The organism is Microlunatus soli (assembly GCF_900105385.1).
GTDB classification, from domain to species: Bacteria; Actinomycetota; Actinomycetes; order Propionibacteriales; family Propionibacteriaceae; genus Microlunatus; species Microlunatus soli.
The window spans coordinates 1,566,849-1,582,246 of the sequence record NZ_LT629772.1 but is presented as its reverse complement, the minus strand read 5'-3'; the positions used below and the strand labels follow the sequence as shown (position 1 = coordinate 1,582,246).

Annotated in this window: 12 protein-coding genes and 1 tRNA gene; 7 read left to right on the top strand and 6 right to left on the bottom strand. The window is 67.5% G+C overall.

Annotation, left to right across the window (positions count from 1 at the left end):
* Nucleotides 1-84 precede the first annotated feature (84 nt).
* Complete coding sequence (locus BLU38_RS07420; RefSeq protein ID WP_091522277.1) at nt 85-1,872, bottom strand: glycoside hydrolase family 35 protein; 1,788 nt, start codon at nt 1,870-1,872, stop codon at nt 85-87.
* 190 nt (nt 1,873-2,062) lie between these two features.
* A complete protein-coding gene (locus tag BLU38_RS07415) occupies nt 2,063-2,563 on the bottom strand; it encodes a MarR family winged helix-turn-helix transcriptional regulator (RefSeq protein WP_091532090.1) in 501 nt (166 codons plus the stop codon).
* 422 nt (nt 2,564-2,985) lie between these two features.
* On the opposite strand from BLU38_RS07415, the gene BLU38_RS07410 reads away from it, so the two are divergent.
* From BLU38_RS07410 to BLU38_RS07390, 5 genes are all read left to right on the top strand, one after another.
* Nucleotides 2,986-4,842 (top strand): patatin-like phospholipase family protein, encoded by a 1,857-nt coding sequence (locus tag BLU38_RS07410; RefSeq protein ID WP_157683276.1) that lies wholly within the window; start codon nt 2,986-2,988, stop codon nt 4,840-4,842.
* Nucleotides 4,843-4,921: 79 nt separating this feature from the next.
* A complete protein-coding gene (locus tag BLU38_RS30780) occupies nt 4,922-5,635 on the top strand; it encodes an HAD family hydrolase (protein ID WP_157683275.1) in 714 nt (237 codons plus the stop codon).
* 99 nt (nt 5,636-5,734) lie between these two features.
* Nucleotides 5,735-5,813: transfer RNA gene (locus tag BLU38_RS07400), tRNA-Gln, on the top strand.
* Between the two features lie 298 nt (nt 5,814-6,111).
* Nucleotides 6,112-7,752, top strand: coding sequence for an FAD-dependent oxidoreductase (locus tag BLU38_RS07395; protein ID WP_231920222.1), 1,641 nt, complete (start codon nt 6,112-6,114; stop codon nt 7,750-7,752).
* Nucleotides 7,752-9,140 carry an ATP-binding protein gene (locus BLU38_RS07390; protein WP_091522263.1) on the top strand — a complete coding sequence of 463 codons (1,389 nt, stop codon included), beginning with the start codon at nt 7,752-7,754 and terminating at the stop codon, nt 9,138-9,140. Before BLU38_RS07395 ends, BLU38_RS07390 begins: the two co-directional genes overlap by 1 nt.
* Nucleotides 9,141-9,181: 41 nt before the next feature.
* Here BLU38_RS07390 and BLU38_RS07385 read toward each other — a convergent pair whose 3' ends face one another.
* The 4 genes from BLU38_RS07385 to BLU38_RS07370 form a co-directional block, all read right to left on the bottom strand.
* The gene (locus tag BLU38_RS07385; protein WP_091532088.1) at nt 9,182-9,403 is read right to left on the bottom strand and encodes a ferredoxin; all 222 of its coding nucleotides are present in this window, start codon (nt 9,401-9,403) and stop codon (nt 9,182-9,184) included.
* Nucleotides 9,404-9,408: 5 nt separating this feature from the next.
* The gene (locus BLU38_RS07380) at nt 9,409-10,605 is read right to left on the bottom strand and encodes a cytochrome P450 (protein WP_157683274.1); all 1,197 of its coding nucleotides are present in this window, start codon (nt 10,603-10,605) and stop codon (nt 9,409-9,411) included.
* A gap of 79 nt (nt 10,606-10,684) precedes the next feature.
* On the bottom strand, nt 10,685-11,533 hold the full coding sequence (locus BLU38_RS07375) for a PIG-L deacetylase family protein (protein WP_091522257.1): 849 nt from the start codon (nt 11,531-11,533) through the stop codon (nt 10,685-10,687).
* Nucleotides 11,534-11,627: 94 nt separating this feature from the next.
* The gene (locus BLU38_RS07370) at nt 11,628-12,947 is read right to left on the bottom strand and encodes an aspartate aminotransferase family protein (RefSeq protein ID WP_091522252.1); all 1,320 of its coding nucleotides are present in this window, start codon (nt 12,945-12,947) and stop codon (nt 11,628-11,630) included.
* A gap of 155 nt (nt 12,948-13,102) precedes the next feature.
* Between BLU38_RS07370 and BLU38_RS07365 the strand changes: the two genes are divergently transcribed.
* Together BLU38_RS07365 and BLU38_RS07360 are read left to right on the top strand one after the other, a co-directional pair.
* Nucleotides 13,103-14,368, top strand: a complete 1,266-nt coding sequence (locus BLU38_RS07365) for a mandelate racemase/muconate lactonizing enzyme family protein (RefSeq protein ID WP_231920221.1) — start codon at nt 13,103-13,105, stop codon at nt 14,366-14,368.
* Nucleotides 14,369-14,370: 2 nt separating this feature from the next.
* Nucleotides 14,371-15,387 carry a D-2-hydroxyacid dehydrogenase gene (locus tag BLU38_RS07360; RefSeq protein ID WP_091522245.1) on the top strand — a complete coding sequence of 339 codons (1,017 nt, stop codon included), beginning with the start codon at nt 14,371-14,373 and terminating at the stop codon, nt 15,385-15,387.
* The last annotated feature ends 11 nt before the right edge of the window (nt 15,388-15,398 follow it).

Genomic DNA, 15,398 nt, shown 5'->3' with positions numbered 1-15,398 from the left:
GGTCCCTGAGCTTGTCGAAGGGGTGGTTGGGCTGGAGTGCTGGTGGTGGTTCGCGGTCCTTCGACAGGCTCAGGACCCAGGGGATCAGCCGAGATCGGGGGTGGAGCGGAGGGCCAGCTCTCGGCCGGGGTGGCCGAACTCCAAGATCACCAATTCGTTGGCCCCCTGTCGCCACAGCGGTGCGGGGGCGTAGAGGGTGCGTTGCGGTGCGACGGTGTTCCAGTAGCGGCCGAGGTTGAAGCCGTTCAGGAACAGGTAGCCGTGCTGCCAGCCCGGCAGTTCGAGATAGCTGTCGCCGGTGGTGTCGACGGTGACGGTTGTCCGGAAGAATCCGGCGGCGTCCGTCGGTGCTGCCCACGGCGCGGTCGACAGGTCGGGCAGCGCGGTCAGATCGAGGGCCGCCTGCTCGAACCCGAACAGATGCTGGTAGTCCAACCGGACCGAGCCGAGCCCTTTCCGGTCGCCGAGTCCCGGTCCGAAGTTGACCCGGCCCAGCGAATGCACCACCACATCCAGACGATGATCACCGTCAGCCAGTTCGAGGTCGACGCCATGGTCAGCGGCCGCCGGGTACGCGGCGTCGATGGCGGATCGGCCGAGACGACCGACAACGGATCCGTCGACCACGATGTCGGCCAGATCGGCCAGACCGCTGAGGCTGACCCGGCCGGCGATCGGCCCGGCGATGCTGGTCCGGTAGCGCGTCACACCGTGGTGCAGGCCGAGTCGTTCGAACCGTTCGGGGGTCGGGCTGGGGACCGCGTCGAGTTGATCAAGAACGGCGTCCAGGGCGACCGACTCGGTGACCGGCACGGTCCGTTCGGCCAGGACGGGCCCCGGTTCGGGGAGTCGGTCCGGTTCGAGGCCGGTGTGCTCGGCGATCACCCGGCGGAACGCCTCGAACTTGTCGGTCGACCGGCCGTCCTCGGCGATCGGAGCGTCGTAGTCGTAGCTGGTGATCGTCGGCTGCAGATCGCCGTCCGGGCCGAGATTGGCGCCGGCCCAGGTGCCGAAGCTGGTGCCGCCGTGAGCCATGTAGAGGTTGACCGAGCGGCCTGCGGCCAGCATCGCCTGAAGTTCGGCGGCCGCGTCGTCGGCATCCCGGCTGTGATGTTCGGTGCCCCAGTGGTCGAACCAACCGTTCCAGAATTCCATGCATATCCCGGGCCGGTCCGGCTGCTGGCTGTCCAGCAGGGCGAACGCCTCCTGTTGCCGGGAACCGAAGTTGACGGTGGCCAGCGTCTGAGGCACCCGGCCGCCGGACAGCATCAGGGTGCTCGGTCCGTCGGAGGTGAAGAGCATCACTGAGACGCCACGTTCGATCAGGCCGTCCCGCAGGTGGGCCAGGTAGTCATGATCATTGCCGTAACTGCCGTACTCGTTCTCCACCTGGACGCCGACCACTCGTCCGCCACGATCTGCCTGCCGGCGGACGATGATCGGCAGCAGCGTGTCGAACCAGTTGTCGACATGATCAAGGTATCCGGGGTCGCTGGTGCGCAAGGCGTCGAGCGCCCGATGATCATCGAGTAACCACGCCGGTAGACCGCCGTTGTCCCATTCGGCGCAGATGTACGGCCCGGGACGGACCAGGATGTCCAGATCCAGGGACGCGGCCAGATCGAGGAACCGGCCGAGGTCGCGATCACCGGTGAAGTCGGCCGGCCGGGCGGCGTGCGGCTGGTGGAAGTTCCAGGCGACATAGGTCTCGACGGTGTTGCAACCGAGCGCCCGCAGCCGGCGCAGCCGGTCCTCCCAGAGCGCCGCGGGGATGCGGAAGTAGTGCAGTGCGCCGGAGATGATCTGGTGGCGTTCGTCGTTACGGAGGAAATGATCTTGGGCGTAGCTGATTTCGATGCGCTCGGTAGTCACCGGACGAGCCTAAGCCTGGATCCACCGATTTGCGGCGTAGCGAGCGGCACCAGGCGGGTGCATCGGCACGTTGCCGGCGCGAGGGCGGTCTGGTTGACCGTTGAGCGGCGGCAACGCCGCCGATGGGCCCGGATGGGTCGCGCAGTAGCCGCAGATCGGTGGATCCAGGCTAGGGCAGGGCGTAACCGGATCAGATCTGCCCGTTGCTGTCGTACGGGGCGATCAGTCGACGCAGCGCTTCGGCGAGCTGACTGCGTTGGGCCGCCGGCAGCACGGCGAGGATCTGTTGCTCGGCCTGCATCAGGTCCTCGATCGCGGCGTCCACCGACTGCTTGCCGTCGGTGGTCAGCCGGACCAGGACGCCGCGGCGATCGTCGGGGTGATCGGTCCGGGTGACCAGTCCGCGCGCGGTGAGCCGATCCACCCGGTTGGTCATCGTGCCGGAGGTGACCATCGTCTCGCGGAGCAGTTGGCCGGGGGAGAGCTGATAGGGCTCACCGGAGCGCCGCAACGCCGCCAGCACGTCGAATTCCCAGGACTCCAGATCATGGCGGCTGAAGGAGATCCGGCGTTGCCGATCGAGGTAGTGCGCCAGTCGGGTGACCCGGGACAGCACCGCCATCGGGGTCACATCCAGGTCGGGGCGTTCGCGTTGCCACGCCTCGACCAGGCCGTCGACCTCGTCGCGCAGGATCTCGGGGCCTTCGTCGTGCAGGATCTCGGTGCCGTCATCGTGCAGCGGCGCAGCGTCCGCCGGCTGCGCTGAGCGAGATCCGGTGTCATCCGACATGACCCGATTGTATTCAAGATTCTTGATGTCGAGACGTTGCGGCCACCGGTGCGTCGGTCCGGGCCCTCGACGGCCCGATCAGGACAAGATGAACCATGCCCAACTCCGACTCCGCACCCGGACAGCCTCGCCATCCGCAGCATCCCGAGTCTGTCGATGGACCGATCGAGGGTGCTGAGCCTGTCGAAGGACCGCGATCTGGGCCGGTCGACGCCGGGGGCACCGCTGACGCCGTCCCTTCGACAAGCTCAGCGCCCTCGGGGAGCTCGGCCGGAGCCGCCGAGGAATGCGATGTCGTACTGCAGGGCGGTACGGCGTCAGGGGTGATCTATCCGCGGGCGCTGGCAGCACTGGCCGAGCGGTATCGGCTGCGCGGCATCGGAGGCACTTCGGCGGGCGCGATGGCGGCGGCGGTGGCTGCCGCCGCTGAGTACGGCAGGACGACCGGTGGTGGCGGTTTCGACCTGTTCGACGACATCCCGACCGAACTCGGCGGTGGCGGTTTGCTGCGGTTGTTCCAGCCGGAACGGGAGACGCGACCGTTGTTCCGGCTGTTGCTCGCGCTGACCGGTGGTGATCGTCCGGAGGGGAGGACGGTCCCGAGCAAGATCATCGGCACTCTGGCCGCCGCCCTCAGCGGATATCCGTTGGTCGCCACGCTGGCCGCACTGCCCGGGTTGGCAGTGATCCTGTTGGGTGCACTGGTCGCGGGACCGTGGGCGGTGCTGCTCGGCGCCGTCCTGCTGGTGATCATCGAGCTGATCGCGCTGCCGGTGGCGATCTTGAGGAACCTGTCCCGTGACGTGCCGGCGAACAACTTCGGCATCTGCACCGGGTTGTCCACCGGGACCGGTGAGCCCGCGGTCACCGAATGGTTGCAGTCCAAGATCAACATTGCTGCCGGGCTGACCGCCGACGATCCGCCGCTGACCTTCGGGCAGTTGTGGACCGCCGGCCATCGCGCCCCGGCAGGTGGCCCGGACGACGCCGTGCGAGCCGCGCTGCAGGATCCGACCCGGCGTGCCATCGATCTTCGGGTGATCACCACCTGCCTGAGCGAGTCCAGACCGTACGAGCTGCCGTTCGAGTCGACGCGCTTCTTCTACGACGCCGACGAATGGCGACGGATCTTCCCGGCGTCGGTGCTGGCAGCGCTGCAGGCCGCGCCGGCGTCGCGTACGCCGCAGGACCGTGACCCGGTCGCCTGGCAGAGCGAGCATGACCAGGCGTTGCAGCATTCGCCGGGGCTGCGCCGGCTGCCCGATGCCGAGCACCTGCCGATCGTGGTCGCGGTGCGGATGTCGTTGAGCATGCCGATGATGATCTCCGCGGTCCCACTCTGGGCGGTCGAACGAACCGACCTCGGCGGCAACCCCAGGCTCGACCCGACCGGTCCACGACATTTCGAACACGTCTGGTTCTCCGACGGTGGACTGTCCAGCAACTTCCCGGTGCAGTTGTTCGATGCCGCACTGCCGACCCGGCCGACCTATGCGATCAACCTGCAGAGTTTCCCGCCCGGTGTACAGCCGGCCATCGACGAGACCGACGATGCCCGCGACGCGGTGGAATGGGCGCAGGACAACGCCGACGGTCTGGCGCCAAAGATCGCCCGCTGGCCGAGCCGCGGACTTGCCGCGATCCTCGGCTTCTTCGGCGCGATCTACACCTCGTCGAGCAGCTGGCAGGACAACACCCAGCTGAATTTCCCAGGATTCCGGGATCGGATCGTCCGGGTCCTGCAGACCGCACGGGAGGGCGGCATCAACCTGGCGATGAGCGACGCCACCATCGAACGGCTCGCCGGCCGCGGCGAGTATGCCGCGCAGGCGATCATGGACCAGTTCGACCAGCCGCACTATCCGCCACTGGTCGACGGCCGGCCGACCCGGACCGGCTGGGACAACCATCGCTGGGTCCGCTACCGCGCGCTGCTGTCGGTGCTGCCGGCCTGGGCCGAGTCCTACCGCCTCGGCCGCGCCGTACTCGGCGACGACCTGGTGGCCGACCCACCGAGCTACCGGTTCACCGACGCCGACGAGGCGAGACTTGCCGCCGAACTCGACCGGACCATGGCGCGGCTCGCACAACTCGTCGACCAGGCCGATCCGCAGACCGTCGCCGCGCTGGCCGCGCAACCCCGGCCGGTCGGGGCGATCCGCCGGGTGCCACAGATCTGAACCCGCAGAAACGCGATCTCATCGACCGACCGGCCGGGCCGCGCACGCTCAGCCCGACCAGGATCGGGACAATGAGATCGTGAATCGGCGGGAAGTCGGGCGACGCGTGGTGTTCTGGGACTTCGACGGCACCCTGGCGCGCCGGGACGGGATGTGGGCCGGTGCACTGGTCGACGCGCTCGCTCTGCTCGGACCGACCGACGTGACCGCCGACGATCTCAGACCCCACCTACGGGGCGGCTTCCCGTGGCACCGACCGGAGGTCGTCGTCGGACCGCTCGAGGCCACGGCCTGGTGGCGTCGACTGTCGGCGCGGCTGATCGGCGCCTACCGTGCCGTCGGGGTCGATCCTGACACGGCGACGGCGGCCACAGCGCTGGTCGGTGAGCAGTACTACCGGCTGGACGCCTGGCAGCTGATCGACGGCGCTCGCCCCGCACTGCAGCTGGTGCAGGCGGCCGGTTACACCAATGTCGTGCTCAGCAACCATGGGCCGGAACTGCCTGAGCTGGTGACGACACTGGGGCTCGGCGACCTGATCGCCACGGTCATCACTTCCGCGCTGGTCGGAGCGGAGAAGCCGAATCCGATGATCTTCGAGCACGCCCGGACCGTCAGCGGCGCTGGCGCGGACTGCTGGATGATCGGAGACAATCCGATCGCCGATGTCGCCGGCGCCGAGTCGGTGGGCATCCGCGCCGTGCTGGCCGACGGTGTCTATCCCGATGCCCGCGGGATGACGGTGCTGCGGGCCGCCGAACATGTCGTCGGCACCGGCGCTCGTGGGGCCTGACGACCACCCGGATCGCCGAACCTGGCTCTGACATGGGAGGATGCGATGCGGCACCGGAGTTGCGTACTCTGTGTGCCTGGCCGGACCAGGTTCGGCCGTTCCCCGGTTGGTCTGCCGGCAGGGCCCGCCTGACTTTGAATCAGGATTAGCGACGTAGGTTCGACTCCTACCCGGGGAGCACCGATGTGTGCGAACACGCCGTGCGTCGCGCCGATCTTCATTAGGCTGGCCCGACCGGCCCTTGAACTGTCTCGCTCTCGGCGGACAGGCGTAACCGGGCCGCTCGGGGATGATCAGATGACGAAGCCTGGATCCACCGATGTGCCGCGACTGCGCGGCACCGTACGGGCTCATCGGCGGTGTTGCCGCCGCTCAGCGGTCGACCAGACCACCCTCGCAACGGCGCCTGGCCGATGAACCCGTCCGGTGCCGGTCGGCACGCGGCACATCGGTGGAATCAGGCGAAGCCGGTCATCATGACGGTGGACGACGACGCGATGGTCTCGGCCGCGATCTCGCGTGATCTACGCAGCAGGTACGGCGCCGACTACCGGATCGTCCGGGCGACGTCGGGCGACCAGGCGCTGGCGGCGCTGGCGAAACTGGCACTGCGCAACCAGCCGGTGGCGCTGATCGCGTCCGACCAACGGATGCCGGGGATGACCGGCATCCAGATGTTGGAGCAGAGCCGCAGTCAGGCCCCGACCGCCAAGTTCTTGTTGCTGACCGCCTATGCCGACACCGAGGTCGCTATCCGGGCGATCAACGACATCGGCCTGGACTACTACCTGCTCAAGCCGTGGGAACCGCCGGCCGAACGGCTCTATCCGATCATCGACGACCTGCTGGACGACTGGCGCGAGGCCAACCCCGATCACAGTGCCGACGTCCGGGTGGTCGGTCATCGTTGGTCCGACCGCAGTCACGAGGTCAAGAACTTCTTGGCCCGCAACCATGTGCCTTACCAGTGGTATGACATCGAGCGCAGCGCGGCGGGGCAACAGCTCGGTGATCTTGCGGAGGCATCGGTGACCGACCTGCCGCTGGTGCTGATCCCGGATGGCGACACCCTGCGGGCACCGTCCAATCTTGATCTTGCCGACGCGCTCGGCCTGCGCACCACAGCCCGGCAACCGTTGTACGACCTGTGCATCGTCGGCGGCGGGCCGGCCGGGCTCGCTGCTGCGGTGTATGCGGCCTCGGAGGGGCTGAGCACCGTCATCGTCGAGCGGGAGGCGCCCGGCGGCCAGGCAGGCCAGAGTGCGGCGATCGAGAACTATCTCGGGTTCCCGCGCGGGCTGACCGGTGCGGACCTGACCCACCGTGCGGTGGCCCAGGTCGGACGCTTCGGTGCCGAGATGGTGCTGGCACGATCGGTGATCGGCATCGAGACCAGGGGACCGGTCCATGCGGTGCTGTCCGACGGAGCGGGAGATCTGGAGGCTCGCGCGGTGCTGGTCGCCACCGGCGTCTCCTACCGGCAGCTCGCGGCGACGGGGATCAGCGAGCTCAACGGTCGCGGGGTGTATTACGGAGCGACCGCCAGTGAGGCCAGCCAATGCCAGGGTGACGACGTGTACGTGGTCGGTGCCGCCAACTCGGCCGGTCAGGCCGTGCTCAATCTCGCCCGATTCGCCAAACGGGTGGTGCTGGTGGTTCGCGGACCCGACCTGGAGCGCGGCATGTCGCGCTACCTGATCGAACGCATCACCGCGGCCGAGAACGTCGAGGTGCGCTGCCGCAGCGAGGTCGTCGGCTGTCGTGGCGACGGCCATCTGGAATCGGTCACCCTGCTGGACAACGGATCCGGTCGCACCGAGGAGATCGCGACGAGTTGGCTGTTCATCTTCATCGGAGCCTCACCGCACACCGGCTGGCTGGGCTCGGAGGTCGTCCGCGACGACAAGGGATTCGTCGTCACCGGCCCTGAGCTGCTCGGATCCCATGATCAACAACACTGGCCGTTGAGCCGACCGCCGTACGCGTTGGAGACCAGTGTGCCGGGGCTGTTCGCCGCCGGTGACGTCCGGCTGGATTCGATGAAACGCGTCGCCTCGGCGGTCGGTGAGGGCGCGATGGCGGTGTACCTGGTGCACCAGTATCTGGCGACGATCTGATGCAGCTCGACGATCTGCGGCCGCTCGGCCTGTTCGACGGACTCTCCGACCGTCAGCTCGAAGAGTTGCTGGCCTCCGGCGACGCGATACCCGTCGAGCCCGGGGTCGAGCTGTTCACCGAAGGGCAGCCCGCCGACTTCTGGTGGGTGCTGGTGAGTGGCGCGATCGAGCTGCACCGGCGCACCGGCCGAGAGGACTCCGTCGTCGGTCGGATGGACGTACCGGGTCGGTGGGCCGGCGGGTTCCGGGCCTGGGATCCGCAGGGTCGTTATCTGGCCAGCGGTCGTGGCGTGACCGACGGCGTCGTGCTCCGGGTGCCGTCGTCGGCGCTGGCCGACCTGACCGTTGCGTGGTTCCCGTTCGCCCATCACCTGATCGACGGCGTGTACGGCACCGCCCGGAGCATCGAGGCAACCGCCCGGCAGCGGGAGTCCCTGGTCACCTTGGGCACCCTCGCCGCCGGTCTGGCACACGAGCTCAACAATCCGGCGGCCGCTGCGATGCGTGCCGTCGATGCCCTCGAGGACGCATGTCGCACCCTGTTGTCCTCCCTCGGCCGGCTCGCCGGCGGGGAGATCACCGCCCGGCAGTTCACCGCTCTTGATCAACTCCGTCAGCAGGCCGAACCGCAGCGGCCGATCACCGACCCGCTGCTGATCGCCGATCAGGAGGACGCGCTGTCGGACTGGTTGGCCGATCACGGCGTCGAACGGGATTGGCTGGTTGCGCCGCCGCTGGCCGCGGCCGGTGTCGATACCGCCTGGTGTGAACGCGCCGCAACGATTCTGCCGGATGCCGCCCTCGGCCCGGGCCTGGAGTGGGTGGCCAGTACGTTCTCGGCCATCACCCTATTGTCGGAGGTGAAGGAATCCACCGGTCGAGTCTCCGAGCTGGTCTCTGCGGTCCGGTCCTACTCGCAGATGGATCGTGGATCGCTGCAGCGCATCGACCTCACCGACGGCCTGGAGAGCACCCTGGTGATGCTCAGCCACAAGCTCCGCGGTGTCGAGGTGGTCCGGCAGTACGACCCCGCCGTGCCCGAGATCGAGGCGTACGCCGGTGAGCTCAATCAGGTTTGGACCAATCTGATCGACAACGCGGTCGACGCCATGGCCGGGGAGGGAACGCTGCGGGTCGGCACCACGGTGGACGGTGATCACGTCATGATCGAGATCGGTGACAGCGGACCGGGAATGCCGGCCGAGGTCGAGGCCCGCGCGTTCGACGCCTTCTACACAACCAAAGACGTCGGCAAGGGCACCGGGCTGGGCCTCGACATCGCTCGGCGGATCGTCGTGGAGCGGCACGGCGGAACGATCACCATCGACACCCGTCCGGGTGCGACGGTGTTGCGTGTCCGGCTGCCGCTGACACCGCCGCTCGCCTGATCACCCGGCCGCGCCACCAGGGAACCTTGATCAGTGCTTCGCTAGCGCTCAGCGGACTCGATCCGCAGGGCCTGCGAGGGACAGGATCGCACGGCGTCCTCGACATCGGCGATCAAACCCTCGGCCGGCTGCTCCTGGAGCAGCACCACGGTGCCGTCCTGCTCGCTCTGCTCGAACACCTCCGGGACCGCGAAGGTGCACATCCCGCTGCCGATGCAGACCTCCCGATCCGCGATCACCCGGACCTCGGAACCGTCGTCCATGCCGGTCACCAGGCCACCGGCAGCGCGGCGACGCCGACCAGGTTGGAATCGTTGAACTCGACCCGATCGGGATCGACCGCCAACCGGAGGCCGGGCAGCCGGTCCAGCAGCCGGTCGAAGACGATCTCCAGCTCCAGCCGCGCCACCTGCTGGCCGAGACACTGGTGGACGCCGTAACCGAAGGCGATGTGGCCGCGGGCGTCGCGGGTGATGTCGAAGTGATCCGGATCCGGGAACCGGTCGGGATCCTTGTTGGCAGCGGCCGGTGTGACGATCATCCCGTCGCCGGGCTCGACCCGGCTGCCACCAAGATCAACTCGTTGCTTGGCGACTCGGACGATGGTGGTGTGCAGCATGCTGATGTAGCGCAGTAACTCCTCGACGGTTCCCGGCAGCAGGGTCCGGTCGGTACGCACCCGCTCCAGTTGATCGGGATGGTTGAGCAGCACGAAGACCCCGGTGCCGATCATGGTCGCGGTGGTCTCGTAGCCTGCTGTCAGCAGCAGCCGGATGATCGGCACCAGCTCCTCGCGGGCGACCAGACCGGGCTCCAGCAGATCGGTCACCAGACGACTGGTCAGATCGCCGGAGCGCCGTTCGAGCTTCTGCCCGACGAGCCGGTCGACGTAGTCCAGCAGTTCCTCGGTGGCGTGATCGGCGTCGTCAGGGTCGGCGTTCATGATCGATCGCACGTGGGCCAGGCTCTCGAACCATTCGTGGTCGGCGTAGGGGACGCCGATCAGCTCGCACATCGCCTGGGAGGCTACCGGGAACGCGAACCGGGACACCAGGTCCAGCGGCTGTTCGGCAGCGTTGATCACCGACAGTTGCCGGTCGACGATCTGCTCGACCGCCGGGCGCAGGGCCTGCACCTGCTTGACGGAGAAGTAGCGGGCGAGCTGCTTGCGGAAGCGGGTGTGTTCCGGTGGATCCATTGCGGTGAACGACTTCTCGCCGCGTTCGGCGGCCGAACGTGATGCCGACGGCTGATACGGCCAGGATCGGACCGAGCTGAACCGGGGATCGGACAGTACCGTTCGAACGTCGGCATACCGGGTGACCAGCCAGGGTGTCCGGCCGTTGTAGAGCCGGACTCGGCGGACCGGGCACTCTCGGCGCAGCTCGGAGTAGATCCGCGGCGGGTCGAGGGGAGTGTCTCGTGGGATGGGGAAGTCGAGCGGCTCCCCGGTCTGCGTCGTCATCTCGGGCTCCCGGACGGATGGGCCATGATTCTTCTTCGGATCAAATACAGAATTGTGTTTCATGTCAAGATCTCTGCTGCTAGCGGGCGGCGGGGTGTTCGCTGCGCAGGTCGATCCGGGAGTAGCTCAGGTGCCGGGTCAGGACGTCGGTGGATTCGGCGTAGCTCGTCACCGGCAGCAACGCGTGGGTCTCGTTGTAGTGCCGCACGTAGGCCTCGGCAAAATTGACCCCGGCCGCGCGACCGAACTCGCCGTTGTTGGACTCGATCAGCTTGCGAGCGAAGTTGCCGTCGTAGCCCTGCGACGCGAAGCAGTCCATGGCGGCGATCTTGCGTCCGACCACATCGGTGATGTCGATGAAGAGATCGTTACGGACCCCGTTGCTGCTGAGTGCCTCGGTGGCGAAGACCGGCAGCGAGGTGAAGAAGATCTGCTTGACGTTGACCTCGGAGCGGCCGTCGAGATTCTCCAGATAGATGCCGGCGCGGCCGATCCCGGCCAGTGCAGTCATGGTCGCCGCGGTATGCGGATTGGCGCTCTGGGCGGGATTCAGCGGATAGTCGCAGATCACCACGTCGGGCTGCTCGGCGGCAACCTGACGGGCAACCTCCTCGACCAGGTCGTCCTGGACAGTGTGCACCGCATCATCCCGGTCGAGCGTGATCACCTTCCCGATCCCGAGGATCTCGGCGGCCCGAGACAGTTCGTCCTTCTTGTTGGTGATCACCTCAGCCAGTCCGGAACCGGTGATCGTCCGGTCGGGATCGTCCTTGCGCCACTCCTCGGCATAGCGGTTGGGATGGATCCGGCCGCCGTGGGTGAGGATCAGCGCGGTGATGTCGTCGCCGTCGTCGGCGTGGCGGGCCAGGGTCCCGCCGCAATTGGTCACCGTGTCGGCCGGGTGAGCGTAGATGGTCATGATCTTCATCGCGTCACGACTTCCTGTCTGTCTCCTGATCAAACGCTGTTCTGTGGATGATCAACGCCGCTGCGTCGCGTGCACAACGCTGATGTGCCGGTGATCATCGATCGGAACGCTCGGTCGCGATCTCGCCCAGCACCTGTTCGGCGGCGGCGAGGGTCTGTTCGACATCGTCTGCGGTGTGCGATCCCGACACGTGGTTGCGCTTCAGGGCCAACGGCAGCATCAGGAATCCGCGGTCGGTCATCCGACGATGGAACAGCCGGTAGGCGTCGTTGTCGTTGCGCAGCAGATCTCGATAGCCGGCCGGCGCATCGGCGGTGAAGTAGAGGTTGAAGACCCCGCCGAAGCCGGCAGCATGGGCCGGCAGCCCGAGCTCGGTGGCGATCTTCTGCAGGCCCGAGCGCAGCCGTTCCCCCAGTTCGTGGGTCCGGGTGTAGAAGTCGGGATGGCTCTCCAGGTAGCCGATCGTCGCCAGCGCGGCAGCGCAGCCGACCGGGTTTCCGTTGAAGGTTCCGGCCACCAGGACGTCACCGTCACGGCTGAAGTGCTCCATCAGGTCGCGTCGCCCTGCCACGCCGCCGATCGGGTAGCCGTTGGCCATGCCCTTACCGAAGGTCGTGACGTCCGGTGTGACCTGCAGGATCTTCTGGTATCCGCCGAGATCGTGCCGGAAGCCGGTGATCACCTCGTCGAAGATCAACACCGATCCGTTGTCGGTGGTCAGTCTGCGCAGGCCGGCGGCGAACTCCTGGGTAGGCAGCAGGGCTCCGACGTTGTGCGGGATCGGCTCCAGGATGATCCCGGCGATCTGTCCCGGATGTCTGTCGTAGAGCTCGCGTACCGAATCCAGGTCGTTGAACTCGGCGATCAGTGTGGCGTCCAGGGCCGAGGGCAGGATCCCCTTCGACAGCGGGTCGAGGCCATAGGCGCGATCGGCCGGAGAGATCACGTTGCGAGCCACGGCGTCGTGACCGCCGTGGAATCCGCCTTGGAACTTGATGATCAGCTCGCGTCCGGTCGCAGCTCGGGCCAGCCGGACGGCCTGGGCGGTTGCCTCGCTGCCGCTCATGGTGAGCAGCATGGTTTCTGCGCTCGGGAGCAGCGAGGTGACCTTCTCGGCAAGGGCGACCTCGAGCTCGGAGACGCCGAGACCGCTCAACACCGGTCCGCCGATGACCTCGCGGACCGCCTCGTCCACCGCGTCGAAGTTGTGCCCGAGCAGCATCGCGCCGAAGGCGGCGTGATAGTCGAGATACCGATGCCCGTCGAGGTCGTCGAGATAGGCGCCGCTCCCGCTGCCGAACGCGTACGGCGTCCCGATGTAGCGGGTCGTGGAGTTCACACCGCCGGGAATGACCCGTTCGGCCGCAGCCGCCAATGCTGTGCCTCGCGGATACGAATCCGAACTCGTCTCCATGACCAGCCCTTTCATATGGAACGACGTTTTACGTGGACTATACGGGTGCCCGCCGGGAGAGGCAACGCCCAGGCGTTCTGTCTCTGGACGACTCTGAATGATCGGCCGTCGAATATGCAACGATGTTCCATGCCGTGACAGATCCGGGAGGACGAGTGAAGATCACCGAGATTCGCACCACCTTGTTGACCGGGCCGTGCACCGACGACCCCTGGCTCAGCGTCTTCAAACAGAGCCGAACGGCGGCGTTCGTCGAGCTGGTCACCGACGTCGGGGAGACCGGTGTCGGGGAGACCTACCTCGGCTACTTCTTCCCCGAGGCCGTCGCGCCGGTGGTCGACTACATCCGGCCGATCCTGACCGCACCGACCTTCGCCGCAGCCGAGGAGATCGACGTCACCGCGCTGACGGCTCGGATGCGGACCTGCATCGCCTATTGGGGGCGTACCGGGCTCGGTGCCGGGGCGCTGGCCGGTGTCGAGGCAGCGTTGTGGGACCTCAAGGGACGGTTGTTGGGTGTTCCGGCGCATGCTCTGTTGCGTTCGGAGGTGCCGACACCGGGTGGCGCAGTGGACGACGGTGCGGCGCCCGACGCACTGCCGTGTTATGCCACCGGCGGACCGACGCCCTGGCCGATCGACGATCTGCTGGCCAAGGCGGATTTCTATCTGGGGCTGGGATTCGACGCTTTCAAGGTGTCCTCCGGTTACGTCGAGCAATCGTCGCGCCGCGAGCGCTCGATCGCTCCGCAACGGGCAGCCGAGGAGGAAGCGGCGAAGCTGAGCCGGCTGCGTGAACACGTCGGTAACGACGTCGGGATCATGCTGGACGGTCACATGGGCCACCGCGAGGGCGAGGGGCGATGGGATGTCGCGGTCGCTGCCCAGGTGTTGTCCGCGATCGAACCCTACGATGTCGGGTTCTTCGAGGAGCCGTTGCCGTACGACGATCTTGACGCCTATGCCCGGCTGACCGCCGCGGTGTCGGTCCCGGTCGCGGGCGGTGAGCAGCTGGCCAGCTACGGGGAGTTCGACCTGCTGGCTGACCGGAGGGCACTGTCGGTGGCGCAGCCGGACGCCGCCTGGCTCGGCCCCGGCGACTTCGTCCGGGTCGCGCGCCGGTTCGCCGCGCTGGGCAGCCGGGTCGCACCGCACGCCTGGGGAGCAGGTGGCGCGGTGATGCAGAACGTGCACGTGGCGTTCGCCTCACCGGCGCTCCAGACGGTCGAATTGCCACCGGCGGCGGGCCCGTTGCATCGCGAGATCTGGAGGGACGGTCTGGCGGTCGTCGACGGGAAGGTGCAGCGTCCCGATGCTCCCGGCTTCGGCGTCCGGCTGACCGACGAACTGCGCAGCAGGTATCCGTTCCGGCCCGGAGCCGAGGAATTCTCCAGCGTGCCGGGCAAGCTGATGAGGAGTTGATCATGAACGCCAAGGGACTCCTGCTGGCTCAACCCGAGTTGCCCGGTGCGCTGGACCGGGTCCGGGCGATCGCTGCCGGCAGGCTGGTGACCCTGATCGAGCCGTACGGGCCGGGTACTCGGCTGGATCGGGACCTGCTGGCGGATACAGAGGTGCTGTTCGCCGATCTGCCCCCGGACAACGTTGCCGACGCTACGGGTCTGCGTTGGTTGCAGCTGGGATCACACGGCTACGGGCAGTTGGCCGGTCGGCGACTACCCGCTGGCTGCGTGGTGACGAATGCCAGTGGAGTCAACGACATCCCGATCGCCGAGTGGTGCGTGATGATGATGCTCGCGCTGAGCCGGGATCTCCCCGGCATGCTGACCGCCCAGCAGGATCGTCGGTGGGACCGAGCACCGATCTTCCAGAATGAACTGCGCGGCAAACGGCTCGGGCTGTGGGGCTACGGCAACATCGGCCGGGAGCTCGCCGGGCTGGGCCACGCGCTCGGCTTGACGGTCACAGCGCTGTCCCGCAGCGGTTCGGCCGATCGGGGACTGCGCTACCACAGCGACCGGGCGATCCCGGCAGTGACGGTGGACCGGATGTACCCGCCGGGTGCGGAGGCAGAATTCCTTGCCGAGCTGGACTTCCTGGTCCTGACCCTGCCGCTCACCTCGGCCACGCAGGCGATGGTCGACGCCGAGACGCTGGCCCTGTTGCCTCCGACCGCGTACCTGCTGAACCCTGCCCGCGCCGGGATCGTCGACGAGCAGGCGTTGTTGCACGCGCTCCGCGCCGGCACGATCGCCGGCGCCGCTCTCGATGATCATTACCGGACCCCGATGTCTGCCGACGACCCGTTCTGGGAGCTGCCGAACACCATCAGCACGGCACACATCTCCGGGTCGACGGGAAGCCCACACTTCCGGGCCCGGATCTGGGATCTGTTCGGTGCCAATCTCGAACGTTGGCAGCAGGGCGAGCAGCTGACCAACGTGATCGACCGGGCCGACCTGGAGCTGGCCGCATCGTGATCACGAAGAGC